General features: G+C 49.2%; 16 protein-coding genes. 10 read left to right on the forward strand and 6 right to left on the reverse strand.

Features of this window, described 5'->3' with window-relative positions:
* Positions 1-2 precede the first annotated feature (2 nt).
* Complete coding sequence (locus QWY27_RS10210; RefSeq protein ID WP_290197333.1) at positions 3-224, reverse strand: acyl-CoA carboxylase biotin carboxyl carrier protein subunit; 222 nt, start codon at positions 222-224, stop codon at positions 3-5.
* A gap of 52 nt (positions 225-276) precedes the next feature.
* Positions 277-1,638, reverse strand: coding sequence for an acetyl-CoA carboxylase biotin carboxylase subunit (locus QWY27_RS10215; protein WP_290197335.1), 1,362 nt, complete (start codon positions 1,636-1,638; stop codon positions 277-279).
* A 150-nt stretch (positions 1,639-1,788) separates the two neighbouring features.
* Here QWY27_RS10215 and QWY27_RS10220 point away from each other — a divergent pair, with 150 nt between their 5' ends.
* The 9 genes from QWY27_RS10220 to QWY27_RS10260 all read left to right on the forward strand — a co-directional run bounded on the left by QWY27_RS10220 (position 1,789) and on the right by QWY27_RS10260 (position 12,138).
* The gene (locus QWY27_RS10220) at positions 1,789-3,348 is read left to right on the forward strand and encodes an acyl-CoA carboxylase subunit beta (protein ID WP_290197337.1); all 1,560 of its coding nucleotides are present in this window, start codon (positions 1,789-1,791) and stop codon (positions 3,346-3,348) included.
* 18 nt (positions 3,349-3,366) lie between these two features.
* Positions 3,367-4,587: a CaiB/BaiF CoA transferase family protein gene (locus QWY27_RS10225; protein WP_290197339.1), complete on the forward strand. Its 1,221-nt coding sequence runs from the start codon at positions 3,367-3,369 to the stop codon at positions 4,585-4,587.
* 21 nt (positions 4,588-4,608) lie between these two features.
* Complete coding sequence (locus QWY27_RS10230) at positions 4,609-5,589, forward strand: Bug family tripartite tricarboxylate transporter substrate binding protein (protein ID WP_290197341.1); 981 nt, start codon at positions 4,609-4,611, stop codon at positions 5,587-5,589.
* 67 nt (positions 5,590-5,656) lie between these two features.
* Positions 5,657-6,484 (forward strand): IclR family transcriptional regulator, encoded by an 828-nt coding sequence (locus tag QWY27_RS10235; protein ID WP_290197343.1) that lies wholly within the window; start codon positions 5,657-5,659, stop codon positions 6,482-6,484.
* A 200-nt stretch (positions 6,485-6,684) separates the two neighbouring features.
* Entirely contained in the window at positions 6,685-7,671 is a 987-nt protein-coding gene (locus QWY27_RS10240) for a Bug family tripartite tricarboxylate transporter substrate binding protein (RefSeq protein WP_290197345.1), read from the forward strand.
* 90 nt (positions 7,672-7,761) lie between these two features.
* Complete coding sequence (locus tag QWY27_RS10245; RefSeq protein WP_290197347.1) at positions 7,762-8,742, forward strand: Bug family tripartite tricarboxylate transporter substrate binding protein; 981 nt, start codon at positions 7,762-7,764, stop codon at positions 8,740-8,742.
* A gap of 185 nt (positions 8,743-8,927) precedes the next feature.
* Positions 8,928-10,301: an FAD-dependent oxidoreductase gene (locus tag QWY27_RS10250; protein ID WP_290197349.1), complete on the forward strand. Its 1,374-nt coding sequence runs from the start codon at positions 8,928-8,930 to the stop codon at positions 10,299-10,301.
* Positions 10,302-10,307: 6 nt separating this feature from the next.
* Positions 10,308-11,138, forward strand: a complete 831-nt coding sequence (locus QWY27_RS10255) for an electron transfer flavoprotein subunit beta/FixA family protein (RefSeq protein WP_290197351.1) — start codon at positions 10,308-10,310, stop codon at positions 11,136-11,138.
* Positions 11,125-12,138: an electron transfer flavoprotein subunit alpha/FixB family protein gene (locus QWY27_RS10260; RefSeq protein ID WP_290197353.1), complete on the forward strand. Its 1,014-nt coding sequence runs from the start codon at positions 11,125-11,127 to the stop codon at positions 12,136-12,138. The genes QWY27_RS10255 and QWY27_RS10260 overlap by 14 nt, the downstream gene beginning before the upstream one ends.
* Positions 12,139-12,148: 10 nt before the next feature.
* Here the strand turns inward: QWY27_RS10260 and QWY27_RS10265 are convergent, their stop codons facing one another.
* From QWY27_RS10265 to QWY27_RS10275, 3 genes are read right to left on the reverse strand one after another with little or no spacing between them, the layout of a single operon-like run.
* Positions 12,149-12,742, reverse strand: coding sequence for a cysteine hydrolase family protein (locus tag QWY27_RS10265; RefSeq protein WP_290197355.1), 594 nt, complete (start codon positions 12,740-12,742; stop codon positions 12,149-12,151).
* Between the two features lie 37 nt (positions 12,743-12,779).
* The gene (locus QWY27_RS10270) at positions 12,780-13,538 is read right to left on the reverse strand and encodes an SDR family NAD(P)-dependent oxidoreductase (RefSeq protein ID WP_290197357.1); all 759 of its coding nucleotides are present in this window, start codon (positions 13,536-13,538) and stop codon (positions 12,780-12,782) included.
* Positions 13,539-13,549: 11 nt separating this feature from the next.
* Positions 13,550-14,995 (reverse strand): FAD-dependent oxidoreductase, encoded by a 1,446-nt coding sequence (locus QWY27_RS10275; RefSeq protein WP_290197359.1) that lies wholly within the window; start codon positions 14,993-14,995, stop codon positions 13,550-13,552.
* A 123-nt stretch (positions 14,996-15,118) separates the two neighbouring features.
* Here QWY27_RS10275 and QWY27_RS10280 point away from each other — a divergent pair, with 123 nt between their 5' ends.
* Complete coding sequence (locus QWY27_RS10280) at positions 15,119-16,072, forward strand: LysR family transcriptional regulator (RefSeq protein WP_290197361.1); 954 nt, start codon at positions 15,119-15,121, stop codon at positions 16,070-16,072.
* On the opposite strand, the gene QWY27_RS10285 is transcribed toward QWY27_RS10280, so the two are convergent.
* The gene (locus tag QWY27_RS10285) at positions 16,020-16,829 is read right to left on the reverse strand and encodes an aspartate/glutamate racemase family protein (protein WP_290197363.1); all 810 of its coding nucleotides are present in this window, start codon (positions 16,827-16,829) and stop codon (positions 16,020-16,022) included. The genes QWY27_RS10280 and QWY27_RS10285 overlap by 53 nt on opposite strands.
* Positions 16,830-16,943: the final 114 nt, after the last annotated feature.

Genomic DNA, 16,943 nt, shown 5'->3' on the forward strand with positions numbered 1-16,943 from the left:
TCTCAAGCATCAATCACGGCTACGATTTGGCCATCTTCAACTGAATCGCCTTCGGCGACTAAGATTTCAAGCAAGGTTCCAGCTTCGGGCATCACCACGGGAATCTCCATTTTCATGGACTCTAGAATCATGATTTCTTCATCCTCCGCCTTGGATGTGCCGGGAGCCGCCACGATCTTCCAAACCTTTCCAGTCACTTCCGACATAATTTCGATGCGAGCCATTTTTAATTCCTTTATCTAAGATTTAATACCTATCAAAATAATCAGAAATTGCTTATTGTTTTTTCGCTGCATGACGCGCAATGAGTTCTGTGCCTAGGCTAGTATGAATATTCCCAGCTCTGAATTCTTCGCTATCAAGAACCATGCGAACAAAGGGGATGTTGTGCTTGACGCCTTGGACTTCGATTTGGTCAAGTGCTGCGATTAATTTGTTGATTGCTTGGTTTCGATCTGGCGCATGGACGATGAGTTTAGCGATCAATGGATCGTAATAAGGCGTGATGAGACTTCCCTCTGTGTAACCAGTTTCGACTCGAATGCCATCGCCTGTCGGAAATTTCAATGTTTTTAATAGGCCAGGAGATGGAAAAAACTTGATAGGATCCTCAGCGTAAATGCGTGCTTCAATGGCATGCCCAATTATTGATATTTTTTCTGGAAGGACGTTGGACAGGGACTCTCCAGCCGCTATACGGATCTGGGCGCAAACGATGTCAATACCTGTGATTTCCTCTGTGACAGCGTGTTCGACTTGCAAGCGGGTATTCATTTCAAGAAATGCAAAGTCTGTGCCACTCGCATAAAGTGTTTCGGCGGTTCCGATATTGTCATATTTCAGTTTTTGCATCACTGCAGCGATATCGTCGCCTGCTTTGTTCAGTACTAATCTTGGTATTTGAGGTGCGGGAGATTCTTCGATAACCTTTTGGTGTCTGCGTTGTATGGAGCAGTCACGTTCGAAAAGATGGCGGACGTTGCCTGCACGGTCTGCCAAGAGCTGAAATTCGATATGGCGTGGCTGGATCACCAGCTTTTCTAAATAGATCTCTGAGCTACCAAAGCTACGTTTTGACAAAGAGATCGCGTTTTCGAGTGCTTTGGCCAACTGGTCAGAGTTGTGTGCGGCCATCATACCGATGCCACCACCACCTGCCGCAGGTTTGACGAGAACGGGGTAGCCAATGCGTTCTGCCTCGCGTGATGCTTCTTCAATATCGCCGCTTAAGAGTTCTGAACTCGCTCCCATCGAGAGACCGTTCGAAGCCATGAGTGTGCGTGCGCGGGTTTTGTGACCCATTGCATCGATCCATTGTGGACTCGGCCCAATAAAGGTCGCGCCGCTCTCGATGACTCGGCGGGCAAAGTCCGCATTTTCAGCCAGGAAGCCATAGCCAGGATGTACCCCGTCCGCACCGGATTCAATCAGAACTCTGATCAAAGCATCCTGATTGAGATAGCTGTCGCGTGGATTTGCAGCTCCTAGGCAGTATGACTCGTCTGCTTCTTGGAGATACGGTAAATCTTGATCTGCCTCAGAGTAAACAGCGACAGATCGGACGCCTAAAGCCTTCAGAGCTCTCAGCACACGGGCTGCAACTGCGCCTCGATTAGCCACCATTACTTTGCTGAACATCCGTCTCACCCGGTTCCCAAACAATTCAAAAAGAAGGCTTAAGGGGTATAGCTTAATGAATATGTAATTCCTAATATAGGAATTTAATTCTTATATTTGTATTTTACTGTTTTTGAGCTGATAATGAAAAAAATAATTGGAGATCAAATAATGAGCTGGGAAGCTGCATACACAGAACTCGAAATGCGCAGGGAATCGGCGCGCAAAATGGGTGGCGCAGATAGATTGGCGCGTCAGAAAGAGCTCGGCAAATTAAATGTCAGGGAGAGGATTGAAAAACTTCTGGACCCGGGCACGTTTCGAGAATTCGGAATGACTACCGGAAAAGGAAAATATGATCCTCAAGGCAATCTGCTTTCATTCATCGCTTCCAATGCAGTGACTGGAACAGGCAGGATCGAAAATCGAAAAGTCATGATCTCTGGCGACGATTACACAATTGGCGCGGGTTCAAGTGAGGCCACTGTCTCAGATAAGTGGCTGTATGCCGAAAGAATGGCATATCAATTCCGCATGCCTTTAATACGAATGGTCGACACGGCGGGTGGAAGTGTCAGACTGATTGAGCAGCAGCAATCGACGAAAATTCCCGGCTATCCATCGTGGCCTGTTATCCCCTTGTTGAGCACGGTGCCGGTTGTCGGTGCGGCACTGGGTGCTTGCGCGGGACTCGGCGCAGTGAAGGTCTCGTGTGCGCATTTTTCAGTGATTGTAGAAAATGTCGGTCAGGTCTTTGCGGCAGGGCCGCCAGTTGTGAAACAGGGCTTGAATCAGGTGGTGACCAAAGAAGAGCTCGGCGGCGCGAAGGTTGCAGCAAAGGCTGGTTCGGTCAACAACGTTGCCAAATCAGAAGAAGACGCGTTCGAGCAAATTCAGAAGTTTCTTTCATATCTGCCACGCAATGTCTGGCAAGCACCTCCAGTCACGGAATGTACAGATGATCCCTGGCGCATGGATGAAAAACTGGATGATGCGATTCCGGAAAATAAACGAACGCCTTATCAAATCAGAAAAATACTTGAAAAGATTGTCGACAAAGACTCATTGTTTGAAATGAGTCGATTATTTGGTGGCTCGACGCTGACTTGTTTAGCTCGTCTCAACGGATATCCGGTCGGTGTCATGGCGAACGATCCTATGGTGATGGGAGGTGCGATGACACATAAATCCGCGATGAAAATCGAACGCTTTGTGGATCTGTGCGATACGTTTCATATTCCGATCGTAAACTTTACTGATCAGCCAGGCTTGATGATTGGACTCGAAGCGGAAAGTGCCGGCACAGTGCCGATTGCCTATCGCGCCGCGGGTGCAATTGAGCAGGCAACGGTTCCGTGGATTTCCATCATCATTCGTCGGGCTTTTGGTGTCGGAGGCGGGCTACATGGTCCAAAATTCGGACCCAATGGACAGTCCTTGAACTTGCGCTATGCATGGCCTTCGGCGATCTGGGGATCGATACCAGTGGAAGGGGGCGTCGCGGCAGCCTATCGGAGGGAAATCGAAGCGGCAGAAGATCCAGAGGCAAAGCGCCAAGAGCTTGAAAATTATTATCATAAGCTTGCGTCCCCCTTTAGGACTGCGGAAAAGTTTGGCATTGTCGACATTATCAAACCCTCTGAGACGCGCGCCTTGCTGTGCGACTGGATCGAAGATGCCTACGAGTTGAACAGAACACAGCTTGGTCCCAAACAACGACCCATGCGTTAACAGATTGGAAACTCAAAAATGAAGACGACTGATAACGAGGCGCCACTCAGTGGATACACAGTTATTGAACTGTGTTCGACGATTGCGGGGCCGGCCTGCACACGTTTATTGGCAGATTTTGGGGCGGAGGTGATCAAAATTGAACCAGCGGAGGGCGATCCAGTTCGGAACATGGGGAGTCATGACGGAAGTGTCTCGTTGTATGCGACCACCATTCTCCGTAACAAACAATCAGTTTCCATAAATCTCCGAACCGAGCAGGGACAGAGTCTTGTTAAGAAGTTAATTAGTCACGCTGACATCGTTGTTGAAAATTTTCGACCAGGGACACTGGAGCGACTTGGGTTGGACTATGCGACCTTGTCTGCGGACAACCCAGGACTCGTCATGGTGCGCATCAGCGGTTATGGTCAAACAGGACCTTACAAGGACAGACCAGGCTATGGCGTGACCTGCGAGGCCGTTGCGGGCGTCAGGCACATGACAGGAGATCCTGATCGACCTCCCGCTCGGGTAGCTCTGGCAGTGACAGATGAGCACACAGCAGTATTTGCTGCCTTTGGTGCCGTCATGGCCATTTTGCAGCGACAAAAAACGGGTAAAGGACAAGTTGTTGATACAACGCTTTATGAATCAGCATTCAGCATGATGGAGCCACATGTTCCAGCTTATGACAGGTTGAAAATCATTCCTAAACGTGTTGGCTCAAATCTACCGTCTACAGCTCCCAATAGTCTTTATCTGACTAAAGACGAAAGCTACGTTTTGATCGCCGCCAACAATGATGTGATTTTTCAGCGATTGGCCAAGGCGATGGGAAAGCCTGAACTCATTTCGGACGAGCGCTATGCGACACAGCGGGCCAGAGCTGCCAGGGTCAAGGAGGTCAACAAAATTGTCGAGGACTGGGCTTCTGGTTATACCGCTGCCGAAATCGAAACCCGATTGATTGCTGCCGAAGTGCCAGTTTCAAAAGTCTTCACAATGGAGGATATTTTTCATGATCCTCATTTCAAAGAGCGTGAAATGCTGGTGAAGGTCCCGCATCCTAAATTGGGTGAATTGACAATGATGGGGATCGTTCCGAAACTCTCTGATACCCCAGGCAGGATCAGACATGTTGGCCATGGAATTGGACAGGATACTGATGAAGTGCTGCAAAGAAAACTTGGAATGAACAGCCAAGAGATTTCAGAACTTCATCAGCAGGGAGTTATTCATTCGCAGTCAGACACATAACGTTTACGATTCGGAGACATCATGAAAAAATTGACCCTTAATATGTTATTTGCTGCATGTGGCCTGATTGCGGCATCCTCCGTTCATGCGCAGTCCACCTGGCAGCCCACCACAACGGTTGAATTTATCGTGCCTGCAGGTGCAGGTGCAGCCTTGGATACTGCTGCACGTCAGCTTCAAAATCTTTTAATAAAAGAAAATATTGTTAAGAATTTTGTCATCACAAATAGACCCGGAGGTAATCTTGCTGTTGCGCTGAACGTGATGGATCAGCATCCTGGCGATGGCAATTATTTGATGACGCTAACAACCTCCATCATCAACAATCATATCCTTGGTTCGCTCAATCGCAGTTACGAGGACTATACGCCTATTGCTCTTTTGTTCAGGGAGTATGTTGGCGTGGTGGTGCGCGCTGACTCACCCATAAAAACTGGTGCTGATCTGATTCGTATCATGAAGGAAAACCCAAATAAATTGCATATCGGTGTTGCAACTTCTGTTGGGAATCACATTCACGTTGGCATTGCCTCGCCATTACAGAAAGCTGGCGTAGCAATAGATAAGTTAAGTGTGATTCCCTTTAAGTCTTCGGGCATCTCTATTACTCAATTGTTAGGTGGGCACATTGACGTCGTGGCGGCGACGACGCCCAACCTCATTAACGCACTTAAAAATGACAAGCTTAGAGTCATCGCAATCGGCTCTCCCGAAAGAATGGGAGGCGTGCTCTCAAACATCCCGACATGGAAAGAGCAGGGAGTCGATGTTTCTACCTCTTCCGTGCAAGGTGTGCTTGGCCCGAAAAATATGACACCTGCACAAATCGATTTTTGGGCGCAGGCACTGAAAAAAATCAACGATTCAAAGGAGTGGCAGACCTTTCTAGAGCAAAATCAATGGAAACCTTTTTTCTATGGTCCCAAGGAAACAAGGAAGCTACTTGATGAAGAATATGGAAGTATAAAATCCGTGTTGACTACGCTTGGTTTGGCAAAGTAATAAATCTCTTCGACCTGCATCAAATATCAGGTTGTTTATCAACCATTTCGGTGCAGGTCTTATATAAATGTCCAGAAAACGTGTAATTAACGATTCATATACGGATATGAGGGGCTTTGACGTCACTCAGGATCCCCACTTGGTCGCGACTCTTGCACGAGGGCTCCAAGTTCTTGAGTGTTTGAAACACCGAAACTCCCAATTTATGGGAAACAAGGAAATCGCCGAAATTACAGGCCTTTCCAAGCCTGCAGTCTCTCGAATCACCTACACGTTGTCTAAATTCGGCTACATCAAGTATGTAGCCTCGCTCTCAAAGTACACGCTTGGAACCTCTGTTCTGACTGCTGCCTATCCTGTTCTGGCGAACATGAAAATCAGACAGATTGCGAGACCTCTTATGCAGGAGTTGGCGAATGAAGTTGGAGGTGTTGTTTCGCTAGGCGTGAGGCACGGTGCTCAAATGTTGTTTGTTGAAAGTTGTGCAAGCGCCACATCTGTCACGCCTGTCATTGCAGGTATTGGGGCACGGATACCATTGCTCGTGACTGCCATGGGTAGAGCGTATCTATGTGGTTTGTCTTTGAGTGAAAGACAAGACCTCCTATCCCATCTTTCTGGAGTTGAACATTTTTCAGCCGAAGAGGTGAAAGCTAATCTTTCCGAAGCTCTCAAGCAATTTGATAAGTGGGGCTTTTGTTTCGCTAAAAAAGGCCTTGTGAAAGAAACTCGATCTGTAGGCGTACCTTTGCTTGCGAAAATCAACGATGAGTCTTTTGCCTTCAATTGCGGCATACCCGCTTTCCGCCTTAGTCCTAATCAACTTGAAAACGATATCGGTCCCAGATTACTGAATTTGGTGCGTAGTGTTGAGAGGACAATGGGATTGATCTGATTCATTTTAGGCACGCTCTGAACACAGTAGAGCAGAGATTTTATTAGAAGAATTCAATTATTTAAAAGAATTCAATTTTCATCTTTATCAAATACTGTTGTTGGATTTTTTTGCTGGAACTTTGAGAGATAGTTGCTAAAGTGCATAAACGGTTATTGAGCTGTTTTCAAATATAAAAAATTATTCGGAAGACATAAATAATGAACTTTGGACTCTCTTTTCAAAAGACAAAGGCGATTCTCGCTGTATCGCTTGCAAGCGTGTGTTCTTTCACAGCAAATGCGCAAGGCACTTACCCTGATCGTGCCATCAGAATTGTTGTTCCCTACAACGCCGGTGGCGGCACGGATGTGCTAGCCCGGTCGGTTGCCGCAGCCACGAGCAAAATTCTCAAGCAATCGGTTGTAGTGGAAAATCGTCCTGGCGCCAGTGGAATGATCGGTTCAGACTACGTGGCGAAGTCTGCGCCCGATGGCTATACCTTGCTGATGACAGCGGCTGATACCCATTCGGTCAATCCTCATGTGTATCCAAAGATCTCATACGATGCGCGCAAAGATTTTATTCCCGTTGCGCAAGTTGGTTTATTACCTTATGCCTTGGTGGTAAACCCAAAAATAAAGGCGAATAATGTTCAGGAATTCATCGCATTGGCTAAAAGCCAGCCTGGCAAATTGACCTATGCCTCCTGGGGAGTGGGCAGTTCGAGTCAGGTTGCCATGGAAATGTTGATTGTGATGCAGAAATTGCAAATTCTCCACGTTCCGTTCACAGGCGCTGCGCCAGCAATGACTGCGGTCCTTGGTGGTCAAGTCGATGCAATGTTTGTGCCCTTGAGTCTGGCAATGCCCAATGCTCAGGCAGGCAAAGTCAAAATTCTGGGTCTTGGTGCACCGAAGCGGTTTGCCGATGCGCCGAATGTACCGACTCTCCTAGAGCAGGGTGTTGACCTCAATACCTCGCCTTGGATCGGTATCTTAGGCCCAGCAAAAATGTCGCCTGCAGCAGCAGAAACTTTTGCAAAAGCGTTGATTCAAGCCGCAAAAGAACCAGGGCTTCAAGAGGCGCTGACAAAAGGTGGTTTGATTATTGATGTCCTCGATCCCAAGCAGTTCGGTCAGTTCCTGACGACTGAGTTCGATCGTTGGGGTGCGACAGTCAAAGCAGCTGGTATTAAGGCCGACTAAAAGTTTTCGCAAATTAAGCAAGTCAAGCAGGCTAAGCGGGTCTGACTAAAAGGACCCGCGTATTAGATCAATAATAAAAGGGAGACGATTTTGAACGTATGCACACTTTGGGCAAGACGACTACTGCAGGCAATGTTGCTCGTTTTAGCAACGGGCATGAGTAGCTTGGCCTTTGCCAGCTATCCTGATAAACCCATTCGAATGATTATTCCATGGCCTCCAGGCGGTGGTTCGGATGTTTTGGGTCGTATTGTTGCCAAGAACATGTCTGATGTTTTGGGTCAGCCTGTTGTGGTTGAGAATCGTCCGGGCGCAACGGGTCTGATCGGTACGGATGCTTTAGTGAAATCGGCTCCGGATGGTTATACGATTATTTTTATCGCCGACTCGTATATCGTGAGCCCTCTGGTGTCGCCTAAAACGGCACGTTACGATGTGAACAAAGATTTTACGAACATAGGAATGGTTGGATTTTTCCCCTTTGTGTTGGTTGTGAACGCACAAAACAACCCTGGTGATTTGAAGCAGTTCATCCAGAAGGCAAAGGATCCCTCGTCCAAGATGTCTTACTCCTCATGGGGACTCGGTAGCTCTAGCCATCTCGCAACTGAAATGTTTCTGGCTCAGACAGGCAGCAAAATGTTGCATGTACCATTCCAGGGTGCCGCTCCAGCGATGACTGCGGTACTGGGCGGTCAGGTAGATTCTGTCTTTGTTCCCGCAGTTGTTGCTTTGCCTCACCACAACTCTGGTCGTGCCAAGATTCTTGGTGTTTCCAGTCAAAACAGACTGGCAGCCGCACCACAGCTGTTGACAATGGCTGAGCAGGGCGTGCAGTCCTGGATTTCCTGGATGGGAGTTTTAGGACCTGCGAATATCCCGGCTGATCGCGCCGATAAACTGACTGCCGCCCTTAAGGCAACTGTTGAAAATCCCAAGGTTCGCGAGGAGCTGACAAAAGCAGGTCTGGATCCGAACTTCATGAATCAAAAACAATTAACGGATTTTGTTCGTAGTGAGAATGTTCGTGTAGGAGAAGTTGTTAAGAACGCAAAGATCTCAATAGACTAATCCTGTCATTGAAAACATGTCGTTAAAAAGGCTCGGATGAGAAATTATCCGAGTTTTTTTATTCAAGGTGCAGTGCTATTAAAAAAATTGAATAGTCTATTCAAGGGCAAAGTATTTCACTTGGAATTGAATCAGACCAAAATAAACGCTATTGATGACACTCTTAGATAAAGACTGAATATCCTATGCAAAAAGAATTAGATCTGATCATTGTTGGTGGTGGCTTGGCTGGATTTTCAGCTGCGCTAGAGGCTGGCCAGGCAGGACGGAAAGTGTTGCTGCTAGAGAAAATGTCGGAAACAGGTGGCTCGTCGGCGATGAGTGGCGGCTGTTTGGCTTTTGCCGGAACGGATTTGCAGAAAGCACAGGGTGTCAATGATTCCGATGCACTGTTATTCGATGATTTGCGAGAGGTCGGAAAATTTGAAAACGATGAGTCCCTCGTAGAATGCTATGTCAAGAATCAGCTCGATACGTACGAATGGCTCAAGAAGGCTGGTGTCAAGTTTTCTCCCCTCATCGAGACATCGTCTGGGCAGTCTGTCCCGCGCGTGCACAACGTCGATCCAGCGGATACTGTGAGAACAGTTGCCGCACGCGCACTTGAAACCGGCAATGTTCAGGTGTTGACAGGGGCGGCTGCGCAGCGCCTGATCGTCAATGACCAAGGGCGTATTACGGGCGTGACCTATGTGCATACAAACAAAGAACAGTCCGTCTCCAGTCGCAGCGGGGTGTTGTTGGCAAGCGGTGGTTTTTGTAAAAATCTAGAGATGGTGCATCGCTACGCGCCCCAGTATGACAATGCTGTATTCATCGGCGGCGAGGGTAATGTAGGCGATGGATTGAAAATGGCCTGGAAACTAGGTGCGGATGTGCGTGATATGGCCTATATCAAAGGCACCTTTGGTAAACATCCTACCGATGAAACGAATCATCACAGTTGTCTGGCGGTTTATAAGGGAGCTATCGCCGTCAACCAAGACGGTAAACGTTTTGTTGATGAGTCCATCTCGTACAAATTGCTGGGTGATGCCTGTATCGCTCAGCCTTATGGGGCCACATACCAGATTCTCGATCATGACATTTTGAAAAGCGGGGACAATCTGACAAGGATATTGGATTTTGAGCGTCGCCTAGAAGAAGGGCTCATGATTGAGGCTCAATCCTTGGAAGAGTTGGCGAACTTGACTGAAATACCGGTTGAAACTTTGTTGGCGACCGTTGAGCGCTACAACGGCTTTGTTGATGCAGGTCATGATCCCGAATTCAATCGTAAACATCTTGTCCATCAGCACGGTAGTTTGGTCAAGATCAAACAAGCTCCCTTTTACGCTTACCCTTCAACAGCGGCAGTATTCGGGACATATTGCGGATTGCGTGTCGACGCAAATATGAGAGTGCTTGATGTGTATGGCCAGGTTTTGGAGGGGTTGTATGCTGCGGGCGAGGTGGTGGGGGGGCTGCATGGTGCAGCCTATATGACTGGATCCGCACTTGGGAAGGCGACAATTTTTGGTCGTGTAGCTGCGCGTTCAGCTGCGGCGACGTTGTCATAAATTCCTATGCGAATCTCTGTTTTAATTTCTGGTGTCGCGGATGCGAAGCGACCAATCGATAAACCGGTCTCGGGGCAATGGATCGATTTGATTGCCACGCCCACGACGCCTTTTAAGCTGAGCCCTTTTGATGAGGCGGCTCTTGAGGTTGCCCTCAAAATGCGCGACCGTCGGCCGGACACCTCCGTGCATGTCATTGTCACGGATGGTGCGGTTGATGCTGCGTTCATGAAAAGTGTCGCCTCCTACCGGCCTGATACCGTGGTGGGCATCCGTGTCAAGCCCGAACATCGAGGTGATGCGCGCTGGTTGAGTCATCACGTATCGAAAGTGATGCCTGCTGATCAGCAGATAGACTTGTGGCTGATCGGACGGGAGCATGGAGACATGGATGACGGCGTCGTACCTGTGACGCTGGCTGAAATATGGAAACTACCTTTTTTAAGTTTAGTACTCACTGTTAAAGGTGATGAGCAGTCACTGCACTCGATTCTGGTTGAAAGAATGGCAAGTGATCAAATCGAGTCTATTTTGTGCCCACTTCCTGCAGTGTTGAGCGTCAGTAATGACAAAAGTAATCGCCTACGTCATCCTTTGATGAAAAATGTCATGTTGGCGAAACAGCAGAAAATCGAGGTGCTTGAGCCACAGGCTGACGCTGCGGCTCAGGTGTTTGCTCAAACATGTCCAATCTCTTCTATCGCGCCCCTTGATATAGCTGCGAGGGGCTTGAAGCCTTGCAAAATGCTGGAGGGTGATGTGGAGGCTCAGGTATTGCAACTTGCGCAACACCTCGATCGATGGCGTCAGTCTGGAATGAAAAATGTCGAAAGCTGAAATCAAAAATATTTGTGCAATATTGTGTGGTCTGGAGAGCGACCGGGAAGTCGCAGAGCAATTGATGCTGCACGTGCTTAAGCTTGCCGAGGATCTCTCTTGCCAGTCTGCAGTGGTCATTATGGGCGATCATTTAGCTGCGGCAAAGGGTATGGTGGACCTAGCTACTCAGCTCGGTGTGCATCAAATCTGGTGTTTGGATACTCAAACAGAGGCGGCTACGATGCAACGCCACGCGCGTATTGACGTGCTGGCTGCGAACCTACCTGCTTGCTCGATTGTTCAGGACGATTGTCTTTTTCTCATGAATGCTAGTCCTGACGAGGAGGAGATCGCCGCAGCTGTTGCGCTTCGCCTCAATGCTGTGGCGCTTGGACGATGTGAGCAAATTTTAGTGAATGATTCCAAAGAGCTCTCAGTATTAAAGTCCGCCTTTGGTGGACGTATGAAAGTGACGCGCGCGCTGTCAGCAGGTCATTTTTTTGCGATAGTGCGTGGTGCGGATTTACAGCAAAGTTCGCTCGCGCAGACTGTTTCTAAGGTCACCGTACTCGATGTGTCCGCGACTGCTAAACGTCCGGCTCTCCCCATCACGATTACGCCAAGGTCCGAGCTTCATCCAAGCATTGACGGTGCGCGAATTCTTGTTTCAGGGGGTAGGGGTATTGGTAGTGAGGCGGGCTTTGATAGTTTGTATGCTCTCGCCGAAAAACTGGGCGGGGCAGTCAGTGCGAGTTTGCCCGCTGTGGATGCTGGATGGGCGCCTGTTGCACGGCAAGTCGGTCAGTCGGGCAAGTATGTGAGGCCTGACATATACATAGCCGTCGCCATGTCAGGGACGCCCCAGCATATGGCTGGAATCGACCCACATACACAGATCATCGCGATCAACTCCGATCCTGAGGCTCCCATTTTTAAACAGGCGCAGATCGGTGTTGTCGCGGATTGGTCTCAAATCATCCCCGCCCTGGATATGAAATTAAATTCGCAGGGCGTGTGAGGCAACAGACTTAGGGATTTGAAAAAACAACGGTATCTGTTTTTTCTACTTTGCAGAACCGTGCAATGCTGCCCATTGAGTTTGCGTGTTCTTCATCGCTATGCGCGCAGCTGGCATCCTCGAGAACGATCATTTCATAATCACGGTCGTGTCCATCGCGCACCGTTGCCTGGACAACTGCTTGTGTGGACACGCCAGAGCAATAGATCCGTGTGATATTGCGGGCACGCAAAGCGGCTTCAAGACCTGTTGAGTAGAAAGGACTGACGCGATGTTTAGCGACTTGAATGTCGCCTTCGCGCTGTTCGAGTTCCGGATGGATTTCCGTACCCCATGCGCCGAGCTTGAACAGTCCTGCGGCTGGAGCACCTGAAAAAACGGGTGATGCGGGAGGGCACTCTGGATAGCCTGCTGTGAAGCCCACGCGAACGAATCCAACCAAAATGCCGGCTTCACGCGCTTTTTTAATCGCCTGGGCGGTTTTAGCGATGAGTTGACGCTTTTGCACTTGTGCGCCTAGAGGGCTTTTGCCATTTGGACCATCGGCGTGGACCAAATCATTTTGCATATCGAGGACAAGGTAAATCGAGCGTGCTTGTTGCATGTGTTTTCTCTCTGTTTAAAAAATTTAAAATTAATGGTTAGTCAGACCACAGTCCGCCATTGATGTCGAGGATCTCGCCGGTCACGAAGGCTGAATCCGGAGCCGCAAGAAATAGGATGGCCGAGGCCACCTCGGAGGCTTTGCCCATTCTCCCTGCGGGTATCAAGTCGCGCAAGACTTGTGGAAAGTTTGTTGTCATCGCCGATCCAATCGGACCGGGTGCGACAGCATTGACCGTTATACCAAATGAGGCAAGCTCTTTAGCTAAATAAACGGTCATGATGTGCACGCCGGCTTTTGAGACACCATAGGCGACGTTGCCAGCCCGGTCTTGCTCGGAGGGATCAATCCAGGGCCTAGGGTTGCCGCCATTTTTACCTAGGACGGAGCCCAGATTGATGATGCGTCCGAATTTTTGCTGTTTCATGACAGGCATCACTGCCTGGCACATCAGGAAGGTGCCTTTGAGATTGATATCAATCACCCGGTCCCACTCTTTTTCGCTGAGATTTTGAGCATTACCTGCTGAAACAACCCCTGCCACATTAACCAAAATATCGATACGGCCGTGAGCGGCAACTGCCTGTTCCACGCAGGCTTGGATATTCTTCGATTGAGTTACATCAAGTGGGATCCAGAAAAGTCGATCGTGCTTGAGTCCGGCTTGTTGTCCCAGATCGGCGCCCACCACGACAGCACCCGCCTGCAAGAAAGCCTCAACGACTGCTTGTCCAATCCCACCCGCCGCGCCGGTAACCAATGCAACACGACCCTTTAGAAGATCAGGGCTGTACATGGACCCGTTCATCATTTGGTCGAGGCAATGTGCTGGGCTGCCAGACGACCAAACACCAAGCCCTTTAGCACTGAAGTTGAGCCGGTGTAGTTGGTGTAATACATACCCACCACTTCACCCGCCGCATACAGGTTAGGCATGGGTTCACCGTCGGTGTTGACGACCTGACCGTCTGGAGTGATTTTCAGGCCGCCAAAGGTGAATACGTTGGCCGAAATAATCGGGTAAGCAATGTATGGACCTTTATCGATGGGTAGTGCCCAATTGGACTTTGGAGGGTAGAGTCCTTCTGTTGCGACACCATCAAGATGAAGGGGGTCGTATTTGGCCGAAGACTTGCAGCTGGCGTTATAGCGAGCAAGTGTTTCAGACAATATTTCAGCGGGCATCTCGAGTTTTGTTGCGAGTGCAGCAATCGAGTCGGCCTCGATCGCGGGCTGATCTGTGCGAATGGCGAGTCGATAATTAGGAATGTCCTTGACGCGCTGATCGAGAATCACATAAGCGATGCCTTCGCGTTGCTCGTAGATCTGGCGTGTGACACGCTCGTAGTAGGCATCGACGGTACCTGGCGCTTCATCGACGAAGCGTTTGCCTTCTTTGTTGACTAGGATGCCGTAGGGAAAAATGAACACTGAGGCTTCGGCGACACCGGAGCGGGGATCGATTGGTTCTGCATGATAGCTGCCAAACTCTCCAGCGGGTGCTGCACCGATGTCCAGCGCCATTTCAATGCCTTCACCGCGGTTATAAAAACCACCTTTGCAGATCGGGCGCAGATAGACCGAACGCGGTCCCATGTACTTTGTCAGCATCTGGGGATTGCCCTCAAAGCCGCCGCAAGCCAAAACTACTTTGCCGGAAAAACGCAAGGCTCCTTTGCCTTGCTGGTGAGCTTGTAATCCCAGGACCAAACCATCATCATCGGTAATCAGTTTTCGAGCGGTTGTTTGATAAAAAAATGTGACACCGATTTTTTCTGCCGCTGCAGCCAAGGCTTCCACCAACGCCCAACCACCTCCCACTGGCAGCAGTCTGGGTTGGGTTTTTGTTAAAAACTGGGTGGGCAGAAAATCAAACTTGACACCTAAACCTTGGAGCCACTTGATCGTGGAGGGAACGTGATCGGCGAAGTTGGCGATAACTTCTGTGTCATTGATTGCGAGAGAACGTGTTTGCTGAGACCAGCTTTCACGACCTGTCGACATTTCATTCATTAGATCGGGGTCGTTGTAGGGGCCGAGGTTCTCAGCCAAATGGGTTTCGAAGTCATCCGTGACTTGATCCATCGCTTTCATGCGTAAGTACGCTTCGGTGTAGCGGCTCTGTCCACCGCGCTCTTCGCGAGTTGCACGCTCTAAGATGGCTACTTTCAGACCTTTTTCTGCCGCGCTGACCGCAGCCGATAAACCTGCGACCCCACAACCAGCCACAACGACATCAAAATCTTGAATCATGAAGAAATCCTGCCCTTAAATAGATCGAGTTTCAATATAAACTAATCAAGTGTAGGGTTTCATGTAAGCTATACATAGCGCTCGGGATCTAATGCCCTTTTAAATAAAACTGAAAGACGGAAAATGGACAAACTTTGGGCGATGGAAGTTTTTGTTCGTGTCATGGAGTGTGGCAGTTTTTCCCGTGCTGCAGAGTCCCTCGATCTCGCAAATGCGACAATCACTTCCAGCCTGCGCAATCTTGAAAATCACCTGGGTGTGACGCTGATTCAGCGTAATACCCGGCATCTCAGGTTGACTGAAGAAGGTGAAATCTTCCTGCCGCAATGTAGGGAAATCCTTAAGTCTGTCGCCCAACTCGAGTCTGCGGTCAAAGTGCATGCGACTGAAATTTCTGGCGTGTTGCGCGTTGAGTCCCCCTTTGCGATTGGTCAGAATATTCTTTGTCCCAAGCTTCCGGAGTTGCACAAACGCTATCCCGAGCTTTCTGTGGCGGTCAATCTGACAAATGAACCGCACAGCATGATCGAGCGCGCCACGGATGTTGCCATTCGAATGGGCCGGGTCGAGGACGCCGATCTCGTCGCCAGGCCGATTTACGAGGCGCGCTACATTATTTGCGGTGCACCATCGCTGGTGGCCGAGCTTGGTTCAGTGAGTCCCAGCGAGCTTGATCCCAGCCTCTGCATGGGCTTACTCAAAGACAACTACCAAACACCGAATCAGTGGACGTTGACGCGAGAGGGTCAGGAGGTGATTATTCGACCTCAGGGAGCCTTAAGTTTTAATAATACCGCTGCGCTCATCCAGGCCGCGATTGCTAAGATGGGTTTGATCTATGTCCTGGATATATTTGTGGTCGAGGCGATCAATCAGGGAAAACTGGTTCAGATTTTCCCCGATTGGGATACGTCGGTTTGTGTGTTCCACGCCGTAACCGTCAAGTCCAGATTTGCCTCGCCCAAGATCCGCGCTTTTATAGATTTCATGCTTGAAGTCCTGGATCCTGCGCGGCGACCAGATCTTAAGAGCCAGATCGAAGTCGGTCCAGACCGTAAAAAGAGAAAACTTCGCTGATACGGGCGGCTTCGGGGCGCTTGTGATAGAAACCCTTGCCGGTCGCTTGCGTTCCGCACAGGCGCTTCAAATCAACCATTGTTTCCGCTTGCTTGACCCAAGTCGCTAGGGAATCGATGATTGGCACATCATCGACTGAGTTGATTCCATTTTGTGCCAGCAAAACATTCAGCGGTGCCTCGCCGGGAATGATGACATCAGCACCTTGTGCAATGAGTCTGCGCGCGCCTGCTTTAAAGCGTTCGATCAAAGGCTGCGGATCGGTAAAACCTTTGAGGACGTCGGTAAAAGCAAAACCAACTGGCACGCAGCCAGCAAAACGTGAACTCAGACCATAGCTTTCGACATTATTGGCAATCAGTTCATTGAAATCATCAATGAATACCAAGACGCCAAATTTACGACCCAGCGTGCAGGATGTCAGCATGGCTGACTCACCATATCCGACAACAGGAATATCGACCATTCCCCGAATTTCGCGCAGAGCTGGATCGGGCAATGTGCTGATGGCATAGGCATCAAATCCGTTGCTCTGTGCTTCGACGGCATTGAACATGAATTGCATGCTGTGGAGATAGTACAGCGAGGCATGGCGAATATCATTGCCGGGATAGTTCGTGCGGTATGTGCCTGGGGCCATGCCATGCATCACAATTTCCGTGTCAGGTCGCGCCACACGAGCAAAGTGTTTTTTTAGTGCGTCGTTATAAGGACCTAGATCACTCAGTACAGTAAAACTTTGGTGCCAGATTTTCATTTGTTATTACACGTTTGAAGTTTAGTCGTAATCATTGTGATTGTCGGCTTCACAATTGCCTACTCCGAATCTTTGAAGACCCTTTTCATTAATCTTGAAAATTGCCAGTAGGTT

Origin of the sequence: Zwartia vadi (assembly GCF_030410375.1) — a bacterium.
GTDB classification, from domain to species: Bacteria; Pseudomonadota; Gammaproteobacteria; order Burkholderiales; family Burkholderiaceae_B; genus Zwartia; species Zwartia vadi.

What these genes read in the sequence shown, in the direction of transcription:
- QWY27_RS10260 (WP_290197353.1), top strand. Translation starts at nt 11,125, where the DNA reads ATGTCGAAAGCTGAAATCAAAAATATTTGTGCAATATTGTGTGGTCTG.
- QWY27_RS10285 (WP_290197363.1), bottom strand. Translation starts at nt 16,829, where the DNA reads ATGAAAATCTGGCACCAAAGTTTTACTGTACTGAGTGATCTAGGTCCT.
- QWY27_RS10265 (WP_290197355.1), bottom strand. Translation starts at nt 12,742, where the DNA reads ATGCAACAAGCACGCTCGATTTACCTTGTCCTCGATATGCAAAATGAT.
- QWY27_RS10225 (WP_290197339.1), top strand. Translation starts at nt 3,367, where the DNA reads ATGAAGACGACTGATAACGAGGCGCCACTCAGTGGATACACAGTTATT.
- QWY27_RS10215 (WP_290197335.1), bottom strand. Translation starts at nt 1,638, where the DNA reads ATGTTCAGCAAAGTAATGGTGGCTAATCGAGGCGCAGTTGCAGCCCGT.
- QWY27_RS10280 (WP_290197361.1), top strand. Translation starts at nt 15,119, where the DNA reads ATGGACAAACTTTGGGCGATGGAAGTTTTTGTTCGTGTCATGGAGTGT.
- QWY27_RS10220 (WP_290197337.1), top strand. Translation starts at nt 1,789, where the DNA reads ATGAGCTGGGAAGCTGCATACACAGAACTCGAAATGCGCAGGGAATCG.
- QWY27_RS10235 (WP_290197343.1), top strand. Translation starts at nt 5,657, where the DNA reads ATGTCCAGAAAACGTGTAATTAACGATTCATATACGGATATGAGGGGC.
- QWY27_RS10250 (WP_290197349.1), top strand. Translation starts at nt 8,928, where the DNA reads ATGCAAAAAGAATTAGATCTGATCATTGTTGGTGGTGGCTTGGCTGGA.
- QWY27_RS10230 (WP_290197341.1), top strand. Translation starts at nt 4,609, where the DNA reads ATGAAAAAATTGACCCTTAATATGTTATTTGCTGCATGTGGCCTGATT.
- QWY27_RS10275 (WP_290197359.1), bottom strand. Translation starts at nt 14,995, where the DNA reads ATGATTCAAGATTTTGATGTCGTTGTGGCTGGTTGTGGGGTCGCAGGT.
- QWY27_RS10255 (WP_290197351.1), top strand. Translation starts at nt 10,308, where the DNA reads ATGCGAATCTCTGTTTTAATTTCTGGTGTCGCGGATGCGAAGCGACCA.
- QWY27_RS10270 (WP_290197357.1), bottom strand. Translation starts at nt 13,538, where the DNA reads ATGTACAGCCCTGATCTTCTAAAGGGTCGTGTTGCATTGGTTACCGGC.
- QWY27_RS10240 (WP_290197345.1), top strand. Translation starts at nt 6,685, where the DNA reads ATGAACTTTGGACTCTCTTTTCAAAAGACAAAGGCGATTCTCGCTGTA.
- QWY27_RS10210 (WP_290197333.1), bottom strand. Translation starts at nt 224, where the DNA reads ATGGCTCGCATCGAAATTATGTCGGAAGTGACTGGAAAGGTTTGGAAG.